Consider the following 20,197-nt stretch of genomic DNA (forward strand, 5'->3'; position numbering starts at 1 on the left):
GAAAATAAACATCATCCAGCGAATGATATTAACATCGAATTATTTTGGGGGGATTCCTTCTTCGAATTCAGGATAACCATCACAAATAATATCCCAATTCGCTTTTGAACCGGTATAAATATGAATACGCTTTTCCGCATTAATTGGTTCATTAATTAGGCCAATACGTAATCGATAACTATTATTATCATTATCACGACTAGAAAAAAGGTGTGAACCACATTGACCACAAAAATGGCGATTAACGCCTGAGCATGAAAAAACTTTTATCTTTTCTTCGCCCTTAATAAAAGTTAAATCTTCCTTGTTAATGGCTGTTGCAGCATTAAAAGCCGAACCAGTTTGTTTGCGACAACGCGAGCAATGACAATACACAATTGTTTTAATCTCATTATTAAGTTGATAGACAACCTCGCCACATAAACAACTTCCTGTCATCATAATTTATTTACCTTTTTTATTTATCATTTGTTAACACATTATAAAGACAGATAGAAATAAGTTACAAGTAATTTAAAAATAGATAAAAAAAGTTGAGGAGCGGGTTTTTTGATGAAAAAAAGCACCAATAATTAGTACCAATAATCAAATAAACTAAATTTACTTTTTTATTTATCCATTTATTCCCTTCAAATACATTAAAATCAGAAATAAGTTGGAAATAATTTAAAAAATAGAAAAAAAGTTGAGGAGCGGGGTTTTTGAGGAGAAAAAGGCACCAATAATTAGTGCCTATAATCGAATATATTTTTATATAAGAGAAAAACGGTCAGCATTTTTCAATAAAATAGCGCATTATGCGATTATCGGTCGTTAGTTCGGGATGGAATGAGCAGACTAAAATATTATTCTGCTCTGCCATTATGCAATGATTATCAATAAAAGCAAGTTGTGTGACTTGCTTGCCCGCCCTAGCAATATAGGGCGCTCGGATAAAAACAGCTGGAACTTGCTGGCCAATAGGTGCAATATCTAACATCGTCTCAAAGCTAGCAATTTGCCGACCAAATCCATTACGTTCAACCACAATATCCATCAACCCCAGTTGTTCAACTTCGCTATGGCTTGTTTCATTACCGCAAAGCACCAAACCCGCGCAGGTACCAAAAATCCCTTTACCTTGCTTAGCAAACTCTTGGATTGGTTCAAATAAGCCATTTTGTCGAATTAAACGACTTATTGCAGTTGATTCACCACCCGGAATAATTAAACCATCAACTTGACTCAATTGCTCGGGCTTTTTTACTGCAATTGGGATGACTAAATCAATAGTTGCAAGCATATTTAAATGTTCAGTCACTGCACCTTGTAAATTAAGCACACCAATGGTTTTACTTGCTTTTGAGCTCATTACCAACCTCGCTCCTGCATTCTTTCAGATTCGCTTAATTTGCTGATTTCGATACCTTTCATCGCTTCACCTAATCCTTTTGAAAGTTCAGCTAATCTTGGATAATCGTCAAAATAAGTTGTTGCTTGAACGATTGCTTTAGCGAATTTTTCCGGATTTTGCGATTTAAAAATACCTGAACCAACAAACACACCATCGGCACCAAGTTGCATCATCAATGCAGCATCAGCAGGCGTAGCAATGCCGCCAGCAGCAAAATTAACAACCGGTAGTTTACCCAGTTGTTTGATTTGTAATATCAACTCATAAGGTGCACCAATCTCTTTAGCAAATGTCATCAACTCATCTTTTGATTTACCAACAACTAAACGAATTTGTTCATTTACTCGGCGCATATGCCTTACTGCTTCTACAATATTACCTGTTCCTGGTTCACCTTTGGTGCGTAGCATCGAAGCTCCTTCACCAATTCGACGCAGTGCTTCGCCTAAGTCACGACAACCACAAACAAAAGGTACGGTAAATTCATCTTTCAATAAATGATATTGTTCATCCGCTGGTGTCAGCACTTCGCTTTCATCAATATAATCGACGCCCATAGACTCCAAAATGCGTGCCTCAACGATATGACCGATTCGCGCTTTTGCCATAACAGGTATGGTGACTGCTTTCATCACTTCTTCAACGATTGTTGGATCAGCCATTCGTGCTACGCCTCCAGCAGCGCGTATATCAGAGGGAACACGTTCTAAAGCCATTACAGCCACTGCACCTGCTTGCTCAGCAATTTTTGCTTGTTCGGCATTAACTACATCCATAATCACACCGCCTTTTTGCATCTGTGCCATGCCACGTTTTACTGTTTGTGTACCTGTTTTCATGATTACTCCTAATTAAATAAACTATTATTCAAAATAAAATTGCTACAATAAACAGCCAATTGGACTATAATTAACCCATCCAATTATGCATAAATCAAAAAACTGATAGACGATGTGGAATAAACAAAAATTAGCGGCTTTTGACGGAGCACTATTTAAAAAAGTGATCCAGTTGATTGAAAATTACATTGAACAAGGGGTATTAATAGCGGGTGAGAGATTACCATCAGAGCGAGAGTTGGCTAAAAATCTGCACGTTAACCGCTCAACTATTGTCCATGCACTAGATATCTTAACTGAACGAAATATATTGGTTCGTAAGCAGGGTAGTGGAACCTTTATTAATGATCAAAAATGGGGGCTTCAAGCTTACTCCACTATTAACTGGCGACTACCAGCCCATTTCTATCAAAATCGCAAAAGCGTATATCAACAAAAAGTATTTCAGACTCGTCAGCAAATGGCGAACATCTGTGATTTGGCTAATGGCGATTTACCAACTCATATGATGCCCAAATTAATGTTACCCAATATCACCTCTCATGAAATGGTTGCTTATGAAAAGCAAAGCGACACATTGCAATTGGGTCTACCCACACTCAAAGTGCAGATCGCAAATTATATGTTGAACCAATTTGGCATGATGGTTGATACCGATCAAATTTTAATAACCTCAGGAACGCAGCAATCCCTCTTTTTAATTACTCAAGGATTATTAAAACCTGGCGATGCAATAGGCATTGAATCACCTTCATATTTCTATTCATTACCACTATTTCAAGCAGCAGGCTTGCGGTTATATGGTATTGAGTGTGATGCCGAAGGGATAACCTTAGAGAGTTTACAAAAAGTCAGTTTAGAACGGCAAATTAAATGGCTATTTCTAAATCCAATATTTCAAAATCCAACGGGATGTGTGATGAGTAATCATCGAAAAAAACAGATATTGGCATTTTGTCGAAAGCAGTGTATTGGTATTGTTGAGGATGATGCTTATAGTGGGTTAACTTTTGATCAAAAGAGTCATATCGACCCGATAAAAAAATATGATACCAGTAATCAAGTTATCTATTTAGGATCATTATCCAAATATATTGGTCGCAACATACGTATTGGTTGGATGATTGCACCGAAAGAAATTATCGAAAAACTAGCCAATATAAGGCATCACATTGACTCGGGATTAAGTATATTACCGCAACTTTTAGCTGAAGAATATTTGACTCATCACTACCAATCCCATCAAGAATGGTTACGCCAGCAATTAAAACAGAAGGCTAACCAACTAATAGATTGGCTTGATGACTATTTTAAAGGTGACATCAATTACCAGATACCCACAGGCGGTTTTCATCTATATGCCCATTTGCCCGTTAGCAGTCAGGCGCAGGAGTTGGCTATTTTAAATCAATTACTAGCAAAGCATATAATCGTGTCACAAGGCACTGACTTTGGGGATCGAGTTGGCGCTATACGTTTAAGTTATGGTCATTTTGCAAAAGATTTGATGAGATAAAGCGAACTAAGTTTTTATTGATTGTTCTAACAGGTATTTGGCGTTAATAAATAGATCATAACGGCCCAGACAAACAAGGCAGGGTTAATCGGTAAACTTCAAATCTCATTATTGGATTGAATCTCAGCTAAATAATCACAAAACTATCAAAAAATCGCGGTTTTTATGCCTTATTAGCTACATTATATGATATAACAATTTGCGCTTGATATAAGGCCTTCGTAGCAATAACATTTATTATTAAAAACCATATCCGATTACTTAAAATAGATTCACATAAAAAATCTTATCATTTTATTTACAAAATATTATCTGAAACCACGGTACACCAATATTTAACTCACTTGTTATATATGTTAGATTATTTGCTCCTTTCATATATAAGCAGGTAGGCTGATTTTGAATCTTTCTCCAAAAGCTTTTCACTATTTGGGTGTTATCGCAACACTTGCATCATTAGGAATGTACGTATCGTATATCCCACAAATTATCGACAATCTTCATGGATTTAAAGCTAATCCAACTCAACCTTTAGCGGCAGCAATTAACTGCTCATTATGGGTCTGTTATGGCTTATTACGACAAAAAAAGGATTGGCCAATTGCAATAGCTAATTTTCCAGGGGTATTATTTGGTTTAACCGCGTTTATTACTGCTTTATAAATTCTTGTTTTAACTCCCTTATATTTTCTTTATACAGCATAATATATGCTGTATTTTTTTATAATCACAATTTTTGTGAAATAGGCTAGATAATTGTTACTCAAAAATTGAGAAATCAGAGAAGATTAAAAATTAACCTTGCATATAACTTATTAATTATTATATTGTTATTGAGTTATCAACAGGTTTGTTAAATACTTATCAAATAATAAAGTGAATAATTTAATCAATTAATTTAATTTATCGATTTACTATTGTTATCTAATAGTGATTAGACTATAGTAAAAGTCAGCCTATTTTTTAGGCTGGATTCATCTTTAAAATCTATCAGAATGTTATTTATACAAAGATTAACTAAATTTGATGATTAACAAATGAGTTTTATAAAATAAGGAAATCACCATGGCTGATATTAATCTTTCCGATGATTTGATAAAAGATTTTATCTACTCAATGTACCGTAAAGAGGTATTATTAAATTTAAAAGGTGTGGTTTTGACTGAAGAAGATCGCAAACAACTCCACGCAAAAAGAGACTTTGTAAATCAATTATCTGAAGCCGAATTATCCGATATTCGCTCATGGGTTCTAGATAAATTAAAATTACTCGAAAACCAACACCAAGAGCAGAATTAACTAAAAAATCTATACTAAGCTAGCTTTTTCAAATCTATTGATAAAATTTATTTGCAGCGTTATTCAAAACGATATGGACAGTTTAAACAATCGTTTTATAATGCATCAGTTACTCGATAATCTTAAGGAAAGATCATGAAAAAGTTAGCAGTAGTTTTATTATTAGGTCTCCCAGTTATTGCATCTGCGTCCAATTGTGACGAAATTAGTGCAAATATCGCCGAAAAAATTAAAAATAACGGTGTTAATGAAAATAGCTTCCAATTAAAACTTGTTCCTCAAGGTGAACAAAATATTGAAGGTAAAATCGTTGGATCATGTGATCGAGGTAAACAAAGCATTGTTTATATTCGTACACCATCATCAAAATCAGTTAAAGATGAGCCTGAAACACCTGTTGAAATCACACCACAACCCGTCGAGAGCGACAGCCCTAGTAACGCTCCAGTTCAAACGCCAGCTTCGGCACCAGTAGAAAAAGTTCAAACTCCAGAGCCGACTTCTACAGAATCTCAGGAAACTGAACAAAAAGCAGAATAAAGAGAAATTTAAGTAACCATTTTATAAATTTTATAATTTGTTTAACCGGGGTGCTATAGGCTGAGATTATACCCGTTGAACCTGATTCGGTTAATACCGACGAAGGGAGTTTAAAACACGTCTATTATAGAAATCTGTTTAACTCCTTATAGCGAATTTGTCAAAAAAGGAGTCATTATGCCATCATTTAACTCACTGATTGAATCAAGCAAGTGGAAACACTATATTCAACATGATTTTGTTCAACAATTAGGAAAAGGCACATTAGACTTAACCTGCTTTCAATACTACCTTAAACAAGATTATCTTTTTTTAATCAACTTTTCCCGAGCTTGGGGACTTGCAGTATATAAAAGTCACGACATTGCTCAAATTCGGCAATCATTAGAGAGTTTAAAAACCATTGTTGAAGTTGAACTCGATCTGCATATTGAATATTGCAAAAAATGGCACATATCTGAATATGAACTAAGCACATTAAAGGAAGCCAAAGCCAATAGCGATTATACACGTTATGTGCTTGATATAGGATTACACGGCGATATATTAGATATACACATAGCAATGGCACCCTGTTTAATTGGGTATGGCATGATTGCCAATTGGATTCAAGGTTGGGAAGAAAACAACCCATATCGCTCTTGGATTGAGATGTATGCTAGTAAGGAGTTTCAACAAGCAGTACAAAAAGAAATTGCTTGGATAGAACAACAATTACTTAATATTAGTGAAAACCGATTTAAACAATTAAGCCAAATATTTAAGCAAGCGACGCAACTGGAAATAAATTTTTGGCAAATGGCATTGGATAAAAGTGACTAGTAAACAGCATGTTTTACCATTTTAGATAAAACATGCTGAGCATGAATTATAAAAGTTGTTGATAGTTTTGCTTGGTTACATCATCCCAAACACTTGCTTGGACTTGCCCAATATGATGTTGTTGTAAAAGCAACATAGTTAGTCGAGATTGTCCAATCCCGCCACCAATTGTCTGTAAAAAATCACCATTAGCTAATGCCTTATGCCAAGCATATTGGAGACGATCTTCATTATTGGTTAATTTTAATTGACGTTTTAACGTCTCAGGATCGACGCGAATACCCATTGACGAAATTTCAAAACCACTATTTAAAACTGGATTCCAAACTAAAATATCACCATTTAATCCTTTAGAACCCATCTCATTATCGCTACTCCAATCATCATAATCAGGGGCGCGCACATCGTGTTTTTCTTTATTTGACAAATCACCGCCAATACCGATTAAAAATACTGCGCCTAACTCTTTAGTAATCGCGTTTTCGCGCTCTTTTGGTGACAAATTAGGATAACGTTTTAATAACTGCTCACTATCCATAAAAGTGATCGACTCTGGTAAAAAACAAGAAAGATGATATTTTTCTGAAACCACTTTTTCTGTAGCCTTAATGGCACTATAAATCTTCTCTACCGTCTGTTTTAAATAAGCAAGATTGCGATCTTCAGGACGAATCACTTTTTCCCAATCCCATTGATCGACATAAACAGAGTGAATAGGGGAGAGCTTATCTTCATCAGGGCGAAGCGCTTTCATATTGGTATAAATACCTTCACCAACTGGAAAATTATGTTGGCTCAATATTTTGCGTTTCCATTTAGCGAGTGAATGAACCACTTCAAATTGCGCATCAGGAATACTCTTAATATTAACCTGAACCGCCTTCTCAGTCCCAGATAAATTATCCTGAACACCATCACCAATTTGACTCAAAAGTGGGGCTTGAACTTCAATTAGTGATAAATTATTAGCTAATTGCTCAGCAAAAAATTGTTTAACAAAATTGATCCGTTGTTGCTGCTCTTTAAATGATATCGTCATGTCTCATCTCAAAAAGTGAATGGGTTAGTGACGATAAATTAAACTAGAAAACAGAAATATGCAAGTTAGAACATATTCGGACTTTTTATAAAGCGCTAAGCACTATAATCAAATTCACGGATTTCCGATGCGGGCAAGGACTGCATCACACATTAAACGTAAAAAATGAAATTAAATTACCCAATAATACAATATATTAGGTAATTATTTTTCATCATATAGGTAAAAGATAATTGAGTTAATTATTGATTAAAATAGGTGGAAACAATATGGGTTAAATTTGGCTTTTGCCATTTTGCGATGAACACAAAATTAGGTACTATAAATGGATATCTTTTGTTTCCAGCCATAGTAAATTCAAATTTACTGGTAATCCAGCCTTTCTTGAACTTGAAATTTGAAATTGACGTCATTGGTATTCGAATAACATCATTCGTTAAATCTGCACCGAGAGTTAAGCCAATTAAAATAATTTCATCGGAATTAAAATAAATAAGGTAGTGTTTAATATCAAAAGCGGCTGCGCCCTGAAAAAGTGCAAATCTCCAAAGTTTTGGGTGGATAGAACCATAAATTATTGATGAGCTATTAAAATCGGGTAATTCAAGTTTTTCAAATAAGGCTTTTATTTTTTCTAGCTTTAACCCATCATTCATGTTAATACTCCCTTGCGTTGAAAATTTACTCTTAATTAACACATTGTTTTTATTAAAAATCGAAGATTGTAAGAAGTTGAGGGGATTGATTATAAAACGAACAAAAACTAATTAAAATAGAAATGTAGTAAAAGATCATAACTATCATTTAGAAAAAATTCAGACTTACGAATGGATGAAATATGATCAAATAAGTTATTGCATAAAATCCTTTCGTAAAGGGAGAGGATATGTATTTAAAAATTAAATAGTCGAAGAAATCATAATAAGCGATTAAGCGGCTTAGCGACGTTTGAATTACCCGCGGGTTTATTTTTGAGGTTCCTATCGCAAAAAAAGTTGAGGAGCGGGGTTTTTGGGGTTCTAAATTTCACTTAAAAATTATTAAATGATCAAAATTCTTGTTTTAAGCCCTAAAATAAAATTTTCAGGATCAATCGTTCTGATTATAAAGATTTGTAATGATGATATACTTAATTAAAACAATAGATAACCAATTGCAACTTAGATTATTTTTAGATCCAATTTACAAAAGTTAACACAAATGAGCGAAAAAAAGTGTTGCATCGTGTTTTTCCAATCACTATACTTTTTACACGGTTTTAGCTAATAGGCTAAAATTTGATATAAAAGTATAAAATCACAAATAAATCAAAAAATTACTTGACAAGGTAGTCTAAAATGCATTATAATTTTCAACAGGCAACAGGCAACAGGCAACCTGGCCAACCTATCTTTTAAATTCGTCTAAGTCCAGCACCCAGTTTAAATTTTTCACTGAAGCTTATTTTTCCACGCAATCAAGTGAAATTCTGCGAAATTTCGCGCGATCGCTTCCGCGATCCTCTTTTCGATCTTTTTTCCGGTCGTTTTTCGGATCCTCTTTCAGATCCGGTTTTCGATCCTTTTCCCAATTATCCCGGCAGATTGTTTTTTTCGTGGTCTTTTTCCTTCCTTTTTCTGGTCACGCATTGACATCACAGACAACAGCAAATCAGATACAGGGTACTCCGCCTTATCTGACTTTCGACGGTGGTCGTACACGTGCGGTCGATGCTAACGGTCTGCTTGGGATTACACTATCTGATGGTACGCAATATACGCCTTTTACCAATTTATCATCTACAACCCCAATCTCCTTGCCCGTTGAGGGTCAGAGTTTTGCTGATATAAGTATGTTCGTTCCTACTGATACAAATTCAGTCGATTTAAGTACACTTATCGGTCCTCCTAATAATTATTGGGGGGATGATGATGGTGATAGTGACGTTACTGTTACTGGTTCTTTAAGTTTATCTATCGTCGATAAAAGCGGTCAAACGGTATCACGTAGTACCGTGCCAGAGATTTGTAAGGCACCTTATAAGGTTACGCTATCTAGTACTGACGGTACATTATCTACTCGTTACGGATTTCCTAATCGTAGTGATTTACGTGCCAATAGTGTGACTTATTATGTCAATCCTAAGGCTGCGCCGGTGGTTTGTTTTGCCAGACCTGGTTTGGGTTTTGGTACAGATTATCATGCTGGCCCATCTTCGATGTGGGACCCGTATAATGGTTTTATTCCTCAGTCAACTGATTCATCACTTTACGGTAGAAACTTTCCTACAACTGGTGCTAATGGACTGTACTTTGATTTAGATATAGGTGGTGGAGGTTCGTTGTCTTGGTCTCCGATATCTAAGGGTGGTATTACTGCTACTATGACAAATTCACCAGTTACTACAGGGGTACGCGTTACTTTAACGGGTCCTTACGCTACCGAATCCCAGATTAATTCATCCAGTCCTATTCCTATTTCTAAACCTACTTTGCCTCAGACCTTCGAGTTGGTCGGTCGTGATAATAATGGTACTCCTGTTGTTAAATATGGTTTTACTTTGAAGCAGTGGTTCGTCCACCGTGGTTCTAAGCAGGACACTCCTTCTAATACATTATCTTGGTGTAATAGTATTGGTTATCGAGCACCTAAGGTAAAGGATTTAACCAATTCATCTTGTCCTCCTAACGACGATTCTTTGTGTCATGGTTTAGTCGGCGCCACCCCTTCCTCGCCTGAGAATGGGTACATGCGTCATATAGGTTCTGGCTTTTTAGCTGAGTGGGGCATTATAGGCGATTACTCTGGCTTTGACAGCTTTCTAGACGCTTTTTGCTGGACTAGTGACCCGAAGGGTAGCGGCCTGTTTATCGTGTTAATGAACAGTGGTTGGGTGTATCCGGCGTACTATGGCTACAACCACAACCACCACGGGCTTTGTACCTATCCTTAGTTCTAATTTCTTTGTCCTTAATCCTTAGGCTGGGAGTGGGGTGATTAAAAATAGTATTAAGTCATTAAAAGTAAACTAAGAGTCAACGCCTATCGAGTGATAGAAAACAATATTGTTGTTTTAAAGCGATAAGCCATCCGCCTCATTTGAGGCGGATTTTTTAAGATGTTTAAAAAAGTTGAGGAGCGGGGTTTTTGAAACCTTGATATTATTCGGCAAATTTATTTTTATGATCATAACGATTGTAATGAATATCATCACTAATTAAATAATTATAGATATCATCAACTATCTCTATGCCATTTTTTAAGTAATCGGCTTCACGTTTTTTGCTTCTTTCGCCTGGAAAGAAGATTTCACTATTGCCTTTGGCTGGTTTGGTTTGTTTTAGTTGGTCAAGCATAGCTGACATGGTTTGTTTAAAGATTTCGAGTCCAACAAAGTATTGTGGGTTGATCACAATATGCAGATGACCAAGGTTGCGCCCTTGGGATAGATCCGCATACATTGATGAAACGTTTTTACCAAATGGTAAGCCAAGTAATATGCCTGAAAGTACATCGACCATCATCATTAGTCCATAACCCTTGGCATCGGCTATTGGTAGTAGGGCGTTTACTTTGTGGGGATCGGTTGTTGGTTCACCATGTTCATCAACCGCCCATGTTGGGGGAATGGAGGCGCCTTTTGATCTGGCGTATAAGACTTTTCCCCAAGCTTGGACAGTGGTTGCCATGTCAAATGAGACAATCCTTTCGTCGTTCGTTGGTGTTGCAAATGCGATTGGGTTGGTTCCAAAAAATTCTTCTGCGCCACCATAAGGAACCGCCATTGGGTCAGATTGGCACATGGATATGGCGACTAAGTTTTGTTTAGCTGCCATTTCGGTAAAGTAACAAAGCGAGCCACTATGTGACATTCGACGAATTCCGACTACGGCAACGCCATTTTTCTTCGCCATTTCTATGGCTTTGTCCATACCAACTTTAGCGGCAACTAATCCGCATCCGTTATCAAAATCTAATATTGCTGATGATGGACCGGTTTCTTTATAGGTGACATTGGGGGAGTGAGTCATGCCTCCTTTTGCAATGCGTTCAGCATAATATTCAACTCGTACGGCGCCATGCGAGTGGATGCCTCGTGCATCAGCAAATGCAAGCGTATCGGCAGCAATATCGGCGTGCTCTTGAGTTAATCCAGCTTTATGTAGTTTTTTGGCAATTAAGTTGTGTAGTGTCTGTCTGTCTAGTCTCATTTTATCACTCCTATCTATAGTCGCTATTTGGTGATGATAGTGCCTTTTGTTTGTGCTAATAGCGATTCGATATCTGTTAAGTTGCCAATATAGGCGGTATTGCCAGTTTGTTCGACAAATTCAATAACGGATTTGATTTTTGGTCCCATAGCACCATCATCGATTGCCATTGGTTGTATTCGTTTGGTATCAACCTTGCCTAGAGCGGTTTGCTCAGGTGTGCCCCAGTTTTCATAAACGGCGTCAGTATCGGTTAATATCATTAAGTGGTCAGCCTTTAGTTCGATTGCCAGTTGGGCAGCGCTATGATCTTTGTCGATAACCGCCTCGATACCTTTATAACCCGATTTATCTTTTATTACGGGAATTCCGCCCCCACCATTGCAGATGACGATGGTATCTTGGTTAATTAGCTCTTTGATGGTATTAAGTTCGATAATTTTTTTCGGTTTTGGGGATGCAACAACGCGTCTTAGGTATTTGCCATCTTGTTTAAATTGCCAACCATATTGGACTTGTAGTTTTTGTTGTTCTTCAGGTTGATATACCGGACCTATAAATTTGGTTGGATCTTTGAATGATGGGTCGTTGCTGTCTACTTCGACTTGTGTTAATACGCAGGTAACTTGGTTGACATATTGCTGTAAGCTTCGCTGTATCATATACCCTAACATGCCTTGTGTTTGAGCAACAAGGACATCAAGCGGGTAGGCGGGTACGCTTGGGTAGCTGGCATTTTGTAGAGCAAGTAATCCAACTTGTGGTCCATTGCCGTGAACAATAACAAGTCGATATTTATTGGCTAATTTGGCAATAAATTGGGTCGTGCTGTTGATGTTTTGGTATTGGTTGTCAATAGAGAGTAATTCATTTCGTTTTGAAATCGCATTACCACCTAATGCAATAACTATTAGTTCCATACGGTGTCCTTTATTTTTGTTTAGATGTCCACATCCCGATGACAATCTTTTGAGTAGATATAACTCAGTGGTTGTTGGCCAACAGAGTAACACGCTTGTAGCGCATAGGCTCCCATAAAGATGTAGTCGTCTTTTTTAACCGGTATCCACTGGTTATCAAGTAGGTACATACCTTCACCACTAAGTAAGTAGGCGCCGTGTTCTTGTACATGGGTTTCGATATAGCCATGACTTGCACCCGGTAGGAAGGTAAGAATATGGAAGTTCATATCAAAACCGAGTTCTTTGGGGAGAAGGTCTTGAATAAATACGTTATCCATATTTTCATAATTCATGCGTTCTAGTTGTTGAATATGATTGGCAATCACACGTGTTTGATAACCTGAAATAGGGTTGTAGCGACGTTTGTACAGAAATAAACGTGATGAAGCAGTCATATTTTGTAAATAGAGTTTAACCCCAGCGGGGCAGTAGATGTAGCCACCAGTTTGTAAACGGTGTGATTGGTCATTGGCTTTTGCGTTGACGTCACCTTCTATCACATAGGCAAATACTTCAATATCATCATCTCCAAATCCTTGTAAGTTTTGACCACCTTGGTGCATGGTGACAAGGTAATCGACAAAGGATGCCCCTAGTTTAGGTGTGGCTAAGATGGTGATGTCACAATTTTCAAAGCCGGGAATGATATTTTTAACTAAGCCATCAGGCGGTATTAAGGCAAAATTATGACGTTTGATTATCGCGCGGGACGCTAATAGGTCTTTTGGGTAGCCGATGTTGTTATTGATATATCCCATAATGATCTCCTTGGAACATATGCTTTAGATTTAGGCAAGGTTTGCCGTGAGTACTACTTTTTTCGACTATTTATCAAATATCGATAAATAGTCGATGCTTTTGCGTGAATCAGTTGGTTATGTGTTTACGCAAATTAATTAAAAAGAATAATGCTGTTGCAATAACTAAGATTGCAATAGCCACATAGAACCCCGTAATTTTGGTTCCTGTTATATCCGCTAATAATCCAGTTAATGGTGGTGCTATCACTGATGAGCTCATGCCAAAGAAGTTAAATACACCAAATGCTGTGCCGTAACTGCTTTTTGGGGCAATTTCAGCCACGTGAGATATTAGAATCGGTTCAACAACAAACTTGCCAAATAATCCATAGAGGATTAATCCCATCAGTAATAAGGTGATGGTGGATGATTGGACAGCCATGAATAGTGTTCCGGCTGAAAGCAGTTCTAATACGATAATAAAAAATAGTCGTTTAGCACGAAATTTATCCGAGATTTTACTGATGACAAGTGCGCCAGGAATAGCGGCGAATGCGACTAAAGATGATGCAGAGCCAATGCTTCCGCCAGTAAAGCCTCGTTCAGTTTCAAGAAAGTTGGGTAACCAGCTTACCACCATGTAATAGCCATAGCATGTTGCAAAGTACATAATGTAACAAGCAACCATTGGGCTACTAAAAAAGTTATGTTTTTCTTTCGGCGCCGTTTCCGTTTTCTGTTTTTGAGTGATGACGCTTTTAATCGATGGCTCTTTAATGATAATTGCAAATCCAGCAATTAAGCAGAGTGTTAGAGCCGCAATAATATAGAGCATATATTGCCATGGCATATCCAACGCTTTAACTAAGAAGCTGGTGGATAATAAGCAAACGCCCATACCTAACGCCGCACCAGTGTTGATAATGGCAGAGGCGAAACTACGATTTTCAGCTGGAATATTTTCGGCTGATAGTGACCAAGCCGAACCATAGTAAGAACCACAACCAAGACCTGCCAGTAAGCTACCAATATAGATCATCATCATTGAGTGTGCATTACCAATCATGATAGCGGCAATAGTAAAGAGTATGAAGCCAGGAATCACGACGGCTTTTTTACCATATTTGTCAACTAAGATCCCAGCTGGAATTTGCATTAAGGTGTAGGAAAAAAAGTAACAGCTAGCAATTAAGCCCAGCTCAGTATTTGATTGAGGTCCTACAGTTTGTTGAATTTCAGGAAAAATCGCTGCTAATACGGGGCGATAAATCCACATCACTAACCAACCGAGGAATAATAAAGCGACGATTTTATGCCAGTACTGTATGCCACCTTTTTTTTCTGTCATTTTAATTCCTTATTATTCTTGATAAGCCAATTGGTAAAGGGCATAAGTTAATGCTTTTATTCCTTCAACTAAGTCTTCGGTTTTAGTATCTTCAGCAGGGTTGTGGCTGATGCCTTTGATGCTTGGTACAAATAACATGGCGGTCGGTACTCGTGGTGCAAAAATTTGTGAGTCGTGACCGGCACCACTATGCATTACGCGATAGCTTAGTTTTTCTTGGTTGCAGATGTTTTCGAGCATTTTTATGAGTTTGTCATCCATTGGAATTGGGGCTTCATCCATCCAACGATTTATTTCGATCTCAAGGCCCAGTTCTTTGGCGATGCGGATCATGTCAGCTTCAATCTCTTCGGTAAAGCTTTTAAGTTCTTCTTGGTTAGTGTGACGACAGTCTATTGTGAACATCACTTCTCCCGGAACGACATTAACCACATTGGGTTTTGGTTCAACATGACCGAAGGTTAATACTAATGGATCACCCACTTTAATTGCTTTGTTAATGGATTCGTTGCATATTCGGCTAAAAGCGTAGATAGCATCTTTACGGTAACTCATTGGTGTGGTGCCCGCATGATTTGCTTCACCTATTAAGCGGATGTTGTAACGACGTTGTCCAACGATGCTGGTTACAACCCCTATGCTTTTTTCTTCCCGCTCAAGTACGCCTCCTTGTTCAATGTGTAACTCTAAAAAGGCTTTGATATCGGTGCGTGCTTTTTGGGTGTTAAATTTAAATCCGCAGTTGTTCATTGCATCGACAAATTTAATGCCATTGTTGTCTTCGATATCGGCAACATCATCATTGTTGGCGATGGCAAATACGTTTTTGCTTCCCCAAAAGACATAAGGAAAGCGACTGCCTTCTTCTTCTGCCATGGAGATAAGTTCTAAGGTGCGTAATGGTTGGCCGTAGTTCTCTTTTAGGTATTTCATGGCAAGCATAGCTGCAATGATGCCAAGCTGGCCGTCAAGTTTGCCACCATTAACAACGGTATCAACATGCGAGCCAGACATGATGACTTGTTCTTTATATTTACTGCCTTCAAATCGACCATATAAGTTACCAATATCATCAAAATAGGTGTTCATGCCAATTTGTGAGAGTTTTTCTTTAATTGCATTTTGGGCAGTAAGCCATTGTTCAGTATAAAGTAATCGAGTTGTTCCGCCTTGTTCTAAACCACCAAAGCTCGATATCCATTTAACTGCATTAGCAACATCATCATATAAAATATTCATAAATATCTACCTGCTATTTAAAACTCCATCATCGTTAACATTTTGCTTTTAATGTTAACCGCACATATCGTGTCGATACTACGGATCATTTTAAATGTTTTTTTTGTTTACCATACTATTAATATCAAATAATAATGTGATCAAACTAGCTTTTTTATATTTGTGAAATTTAATTAAATTAAGTAGTTATTATTATAAAAAATTTTTTAACAATCTTTTATGGTACTGATTTTAAATAATATTATATTTTTGATATCGTTAATGTTTTGTGATGTATAACCTGCTTATTGTTTATTTTTTCCGTAATATATAAATATAATCTAACTATTAGATTTTTTTAATGAGCTTAATGAGGTTCAAAGTTAACAGCACTTATCATATTTGAGGAGCCTATTCTCATGATTCAATCTTTTATAAAAAAGGGAAGCTTTCAAGATTCTGTTAGTTTGATGTTGATATCAAAAAAACTGAGTAATCTTGATGAGGTTGATGAAGTATCTGTCATGATGGGTACTCCTGCTAATAAATCTTTATTAACCGCAACAGGTTTTTGGAGTGATAGTTTTAATGATGCAACGCCAAATGATATTTGTGTCGCGATTAAAACCAAAGATGACTCTAATGATGTTGTCGAGTTGATTAGTCAACAACTTGAGGATGCACTAAAAAATATCGCTCAAGCTCAGCAAGGTGGTGCAAAACTACTTAAAGCAAGGCGTTTAGCTAGCGCAACGAAAAAATTACCTGATGCTAATTTAGTGTTAATTTCGATTGCTGGGGAGTACGCCGCTGAGTTAGCTGATCAAGCTTTAGATGATAATAAGAACGTGATGATTTTTTCTGATAATGTATCAATCGAAGATGAAATCCGTTTAAAAACTAAAGCGTCTAAAAAAGATTTAATTGTGATGGGCCCCGATTGTGGGACGGCCTTTATCGCGGGGGCACCCTTAGCGTTTTCTAATGTTATTCCTAAAGGGAATATTGGGGTAATTGGGGCGTCTGGTACGGGTATTCAAGAAGTGGTTTCACAAATCGCTCTATTGAATCAAGGTATTACGCAAGCTATCGGTTTGGGTGGGCGTGATTTGTCGCTTGAAGTCGGGGGGATTAGTGCGCTTACTGCCTTAAATATGCTCGCTGCCGATGCTGATACACAAGTGATTACCTTTATTTCTAAACCGCCAGCAGACAGTGTGCGGGAAAAAGTGATTTCAGCCATGAAGTTAATCCCTAAACCGGTGGTGGCTTTATTTTTGGGCTCGAAAATCGATAAACCTCAAGACGATAATATCTATTTTGCACGAACATTAGATGAAGCAGCTCGATTAGCCTGTTTATTAAGTCCAGTTGAAGCGATAGCGAATAAGTTGCCTAATTTAGCCAATAAAACGATTACAGGGTTATATACTGGCGGTACCTTAGCTTCAGAAGCGGCGATGTTGCTTGCTCAAGAACTAAATCTCACTACCAGTCATCATCATGATAAAGGGATTATGTTAGATCAACAGGGGCATAAAATTATTGATTTAGGTGATGATTTTTACACTGTAGGTAAACCTCATCCTATGATTGATCCATCTATTCGCGAAGATAAAATCGCTCAGCTTGGTGAAAATCACGACGTAGGTGTATTACTTGTTGATTTGGTTATTGGCTATGGCGCAAATGCCAATCCGGCTGAGTCTGTCATTTCAGGTTATCAAAAAGCCTGTGCTAAACGAGGTGATAATCATCCACTGATAGCTATCGCAACTGTGACTGGTTCAGAGCAAGATCCGCAATGTCGTAGTAAGCAAATTGAGGCGTTAGAATCAGCGAATATTGTTGTAATGAATAATTTACCGGAAGCTATTTTGTTAGCTAAAAAACTGATTACGCCGGTTAAATCAAATAATTTCATTAAACCATATCCTTTATTAAGCCATATTAGTGTGATTAATGCTGGTTTAAGAAGTTTTGCTGAAGATCTTCAATCATCGAATATTCCTGTTGTGCATTATCAATGGGCGCCAATAGCCGGCGGTAATAAAAAGTTAGCGGCTATTTTGCAAAAATTAAATTAAGAGGTTTTGATATGTTACGTACTGCAATAAATGAAGCAAACCAAAAAATTATTGAACGAATTAAAGCTGCTAGACCTCATTGGGTAGGCGTTATATCCGCTAAAGAAGCTGTACCAACCTTGGCGCAAGGTAAAAAATTACTTCACGCTGGACCACCGATTGTTTGGCATGATATGACTGGGCCAATGCAAGGTGCTTGTATTGGTGCTTGCTTGTTTGAAGGCTGGGCTCAAGATGAGAAGCAAGCTTTGCATTTGTTAGAGTCAGGCCAAGTTGAATTTATCCCTTGCCATTCTGTTAATGCAGTTGGTCCAATGGGAGGAATTACGTCAGCCAATATGCCAATGATTGTGGTTGAAAACATTACCCATGGTAATCGTGCTTACTGCAATTTAAATGAAGGTATTGGTAAAGTGATGCGTTTTGGTGCTTATGGTCAGGAGGTTTTAGACCGTCATCGTTGGATGAAAGAGTCGTTAGGGCCAGCTTTGAATGATGCATTAAAACTGTTTGATAATGGTATCGATTTAACCGCTTTGATGGCACAAGCTATTACAATGGGTGATGAATTCCATCAACGTAATATTGCCGCTTCAGCACTATTATTAAGAACGCTTTCACCAAAATTAATTTTACTTGATCGTAGTAAAGCGGAAATGGAGAAAATCTTTAGCTTTTTAAGCGTGACAGATCAGTTCTTCTTAAATGTTGCTATGGCATTTTGTAAATCAATTATGGATAGCGCAGCGCAAATTAAAGAGGGATCTATCGTTACAGCAATGACGCGTAATGGTAAAGAATTTGGTATTAAAGTCAGTGGTCTTGGCGATCAGTGGTTTACCGCGCCAGTTAATACTCCACAAGGCCTATTCTTTACTGGTTATTCACAAAAAGATGCAAACCCAGATATAGGTGATAGTGCTATTACTGAAACCTTTGGTATAGGTGGGGCAGCTATGGTTGCAGCACCAGGGGTAACTCGCTTTGTTGGTGCCGGTGGCACGGATGTTGCATATGAAGTATCTGAAGAGATGAGTGAAATCTATTTAGAACATAATATGTTATTCCAAATTCCTACATGGAATTTCCAAGGATGCTGTTTAGGGTTAGATCTTCGTTTAGTTGTCGAAACAGGGATCACGCCATTAATTAATACTGGTATTGCCCATAAACAAGCAGGAGTGGGCCAAATTGGTGCAGGTACAGTTAGAGCACCGTTAGCTTGTTTTGAAAAAGCACTCGAGGCATTAGCAAAAAAACTAGACGTATAGGCAATGAGTTTGATGTATGTAGATGATGAATGCTTAAATAAGTCGCTAAATAATCAGCGACTTACTATCCCCGCTGTTGATTATTTGCAAGAGCGTGGCTTGTCGCAAGCATCTCATATTATCAAACCACTTTTAGTTAGTGCGGATATTCCGATAAAAGCGGGTGAGTTGTCGCTCTTTAGTACTCATCAGCAAACGATTAATTTAATCAATGATGATCAGCAATTAATTACTATACATCGTTATAACAGCGGTTTGTCGCCCATGGGCATTGTACTTAAATCGTCTGATTTTGATTATGTTTTGTCGTTAGTTAGTGATTTATCTATTTATCAATCGGCAACGGGTGATTTGCAAGTTGGGATTTTTTTTATTTCACTTGATACGCATGTTTGTCAATTAAATATAAAAAAACATTCATTAGCTAATAAATCACAAATTGCTAATCTATTGAAAGAGATAGAAACTCCTACCGGCTTATTTGGTAAATTGAGTGACAATTTATCGGGTCAATATCAACTCGAATTATTATGTAATACCATGACTAATTTGATGAATGGTAAAGCAGATGATATTACGCCGTTTATTGGCTTAGGACCGGGTTTAACGCCAAGTTTTGATGATATTATCGTGGGGATGTTGGCGGTTATCTCAAGCGATTGCCGTTTTGACAATCAAATTCGACAGCTTAAATTCGCCTTTGAACGTTTGTCATTACATTTGTTAACCACAACTGTTAGTGCTAGTTTTTTGACTTATGCACTGCAAGGTAAATTTTCGTTGTTAGTGCTACAAGTGATTAATTCATTTGCACAACATAAATATCACCATTCATCAATAAAAAATTTATCGAATTATGGTCACACCTCTGGATCCGATCTCTTACTTGGTATATGGTTAGGTATTGATCGTTTTGTTTTAAGGGATTAAATC

The 20,197-nt window shown here is 37.3% G+C and carries 19 protein-coding genes and 1 riboswitch; of the genes, 9 read left to right on the forward strand and 10 right to left on the reverse strand.

From position 1 onward, the window contains the following. Positions 1–39 precede the first annotated feature (39 nt). The 3 genes from J3U24_RS07920 to pdxS form a co-directional block, all read right to left on the reverse strand. Positions 40–441 carry a GFA family protein gene (locus tag J3U24_RS07920; RefSeq protein ID WP_267337784.1) on the reverse strand — a complete coding sequence of 134 codons (402 nt, stop codon included), beginning with the start codon at positions 439–441 and terminating at the stop codon, positions 40–42. A gap of 328 nt (positions 442–769) precedes the next feature. Then, entirely contained in the window at positions 770–1,351 is a 582-nt protein-coding gene (gene pdxT / locus J3U24_RS07925) for a pyridoxal 5'-phosphate synthase glutaminase subunit PdxT (protein WP_267337785.1), read from the reverse strand. Then, positions 1,351–2,235 (reverse strand): pyridoxal 5'-phosphate synthase lyase subunit PdxS, encoded by an 885-nt coding sequence (gene pdxS / locus J3U24_RS07930; protein ID WP_176713947.1) that lies wholly within the window; start codon positions 2,233–2,235, stop codon positions 1,351–1,353. Before pdxS ends, pdxT begins: the two co-directional genes overlap by 1 nt. A gap of 109 nt (positions 2,236–2,344) precedes the next feature. Between pdxS and J3U24_RS07935 the strand changes: the two genes are divergently transcribed. The 5 genes from J3U24_RS07935 (at position 2,345) to tenA (ending at position 6,409) form a co-directional block, all read left to right on the forward strand. Further along, positions 2,345–3,748, forward strand: coding sequence for a PLP-dependent aminotransferase family protein (locus J3U24_RS07935; protein WP_267337786.1), 1,404 nt, complete (start codon positions 2,345–2,347; stop codon positions 3,746–3,748). A gap of 399 nt (positions 3,749–4,147) precedes the next feature. After that, positions 4,148–4,411 carry a SemiSWEET family transporter gene (locus tag J3U24_RS07940; RefSeq protein ID WP_081299490.1) on the forward strand — a complete coding sequence of 88 codons (264 nt, stop codon included), beginning with the start codon at positions 4,148–4,150 and terminating at the stop codon, positions 4,409–4,411. A gap of 402 nt (positions 4,412–4,813) precedes the next feature. After that, the gene (locus J3U24_RS07945) at positions 4,814–5,047 is read left to right on the forward strand and encodes a hypothetical protein (RefSeq protein WP_065562626.1); all 234 of its coding nucleotides are present in this window, start codon (positions 4,814–4,816) and stop codon (positions 5,045–5,047) included. 135 nt (positions 5,048–5,182) lie between these two features. Beyond that, the gene (locus J3U24_RS07950; RefSeq protein WP_220225956.1) at positions 5,183–5,587 is read left to right on the forward strand and encodes a DUF1161 domain-containing protein; all 405 of its coding nucleotides are present in this window, start codon (positions 5,183–5,185) and stop codon (positions 5,585–5,587) included. Positions 5,588–5,623: 36 nt separating this feature from the next. Further along, positions 5,624–5,712: riboswitch (TPP riboswitch) on the forward strand. Between the two features lie 52 nt (positions 5,713–5,764). Then, positions 5,765–6,409: a thiaminase II gene (gene tenA, locus J3U24_RS07955; RefSeq protein WP_267337787.1), complete on the forward strand. Its 645-nt coding sequence runs from the start codon at positions 5,765–5,767 to the stop codon at positions 6,407–6,409. Positions 6,410–6,455: 46 nt separating this feature from the next. On the opposite strand, the gene asnA is transcribed toward tenA, so the two are convergent. Then, the gene (gene asnA / locus J3U24_RS07960) at positions 6,456–7,448 is read right to left on the reverse strand and encodes an aspartate--ammonia ligase (RefSeq protein ID WP_065562623.1); all 993 of its coding nucleotides are present in this window, start codon (positions 7,446–7,448) and stop codon (positions 6,456–6,458) included. Between the two features lie 242 nt (positions 7,449–7,690). Next, positions 7,691–8,104 (reverse strand): hypothetical protein, encoded by a 414-nt coding sequence (locus J3U24_RS07965; RefSeq protein WP_065733967.1) that lies wholly within the window; start codon positions 8,102–8,104, stop codon positions 7,691–7,693. Between the two features lie 938 nt (positions 8,105–9,042). Between J3U24_RS07965 and J3U24_RS07970 the strand changes: the two genes are divergently transcribed. After that, the gene (locus J3U24_RS07970) at positions 9,043–10,380 is read left to right on the forward strand and encodes a hypothetical protein (RefSeq protein WP_267346990.1); all 1,338 of its coding nucleotides are present in this window, start codon (positions 9,043–9,045) and stop codon (positions 10,378–10,380) included. 208 nt (positions 10,381–10,588) lie between these two features. Here the strand turns inward: J3U24_RS07970 and allD are convergent, their stop codons facing one another. From allD to allC, 5 genes are all read right to left on the reverse strand, one after another. Further along, positions 10,589–11,638, reverse strand: a complete 1,050-nt coding sequence (allD, locus tag J3U24_RS07975) for an ureidoglycolate dehydrogenase (protein WP_267337626.1) — start codon at positions 11,636–11,638, stop codon at positions 10,589–10,591. A 23-nt stretch (positions 11,639–11,661) separates the two neighbouring features. Next, positions 11,662–12,558, reverse strand: a complete 897-nt coding sequence (locus J3U24_RS07980) for a carbamate kinase (RefSeq protein WP_065562619.1) — start codon at positions 12,556–12,558, stop codon at positions 11,662–11,664. A gap of 20 nt (positions 12,559–12,578) precedes the next feature. Then, positions 12,579–13,358, reverse strand: a complete 780-nt coding sequence (gene allE / locus J3U24_RS07985) for a (S)-ureidoglycine aminohydrolase (RefSeq protein ID WP_267337625.1) — start codon at positions 13,356–13,358, stop codon at positions 12,579–12,581. Positions 13,359–13,467: 109 nt separating this feature from the next. Continuing rightward, the gene (locus J3U24_RS07990) at positions 13,468–14,688 is read right to left on the reverse strand and encodes an MFS transporter (protein WP_065733976.1); all 1,221 of its coding nucleotides are present in this window, start codon (positions 14,686–14,688) and stop codon (positions 13,468–13,470) included. A gap of 12 nt (positions 14,689–14,700) precedes the next feature. After that, the gene (gene allC / locus J3U24_RS07995) at positions 14,701–15,927 is read right to left on the reverse strand and encodes an allantoate deiminase (protein ID WP_065562616.1); all 1,227 of its coding nucleotides are present in this window, start codon (positions 15,925–15,927) and stop codon (positions 14,701–14,703) included. A 398-nt stretch (positions 15,928–16,325) separates the two neighbouring features. Here allC and fdrA point away from each other — a divergent pair, with 398 nt between their 5' ends. Genes fdrA through J3U24_RS08010 form a run of 3 tightly spaced genes read left to right on the forward strand, consistent with a single transcriptional unit; the run spans position 16,326 to position 20,194 of the window. After that, the gene (fdrA, locus tag J3U24_RS08000) at positions 16,326–17,993 is read left to right on the forward strand and encodes an acyl-CoA synthetase FdrA (RefSeq protein WP_065562973.1); all 1,668 of its coding nucleotides are present in this window, start codon (positions 16,326–16,328) and stop codon (positions 17,991–17,993) included. A gap of 11 nt (positions 17,994–18,004) precedes the next feature. Beyond that, entirely contained in the window at positions 18,005–19,264 is a 1,260-nt protein-coding gene (locus tag J3U24_RS08005; RefSeq protein ID WP_065562974.1) for a DUF1116 domain-containing protein, read from the forward strand. Positions 19,265–19,267: 3 nt separating this feature from the next. Continuing rightward, entirely contained in the window at positions 19,268–20,194 is a 927-nt protein-coding gene (locus J3U24_RS08010; protein ID WP_267346991.1) for a DUF2877 domain-containing protein, read from the forward strand. The last annotated feature ends 3 nt before the right edge of the window (positions 20,195–20,197 follow it).

Origin of the sequence: Gilliamella sp. B2785 (genome assembly GCF_026537005.1) — a bacterium.
Taxonomy (GTDB): domain Bacteria; phylum Pseudomonadota; class Gammaproteobacteria; order Enterobacterales; family Orbaceae; genus Gilliamella; species Gilliamella apicola_E.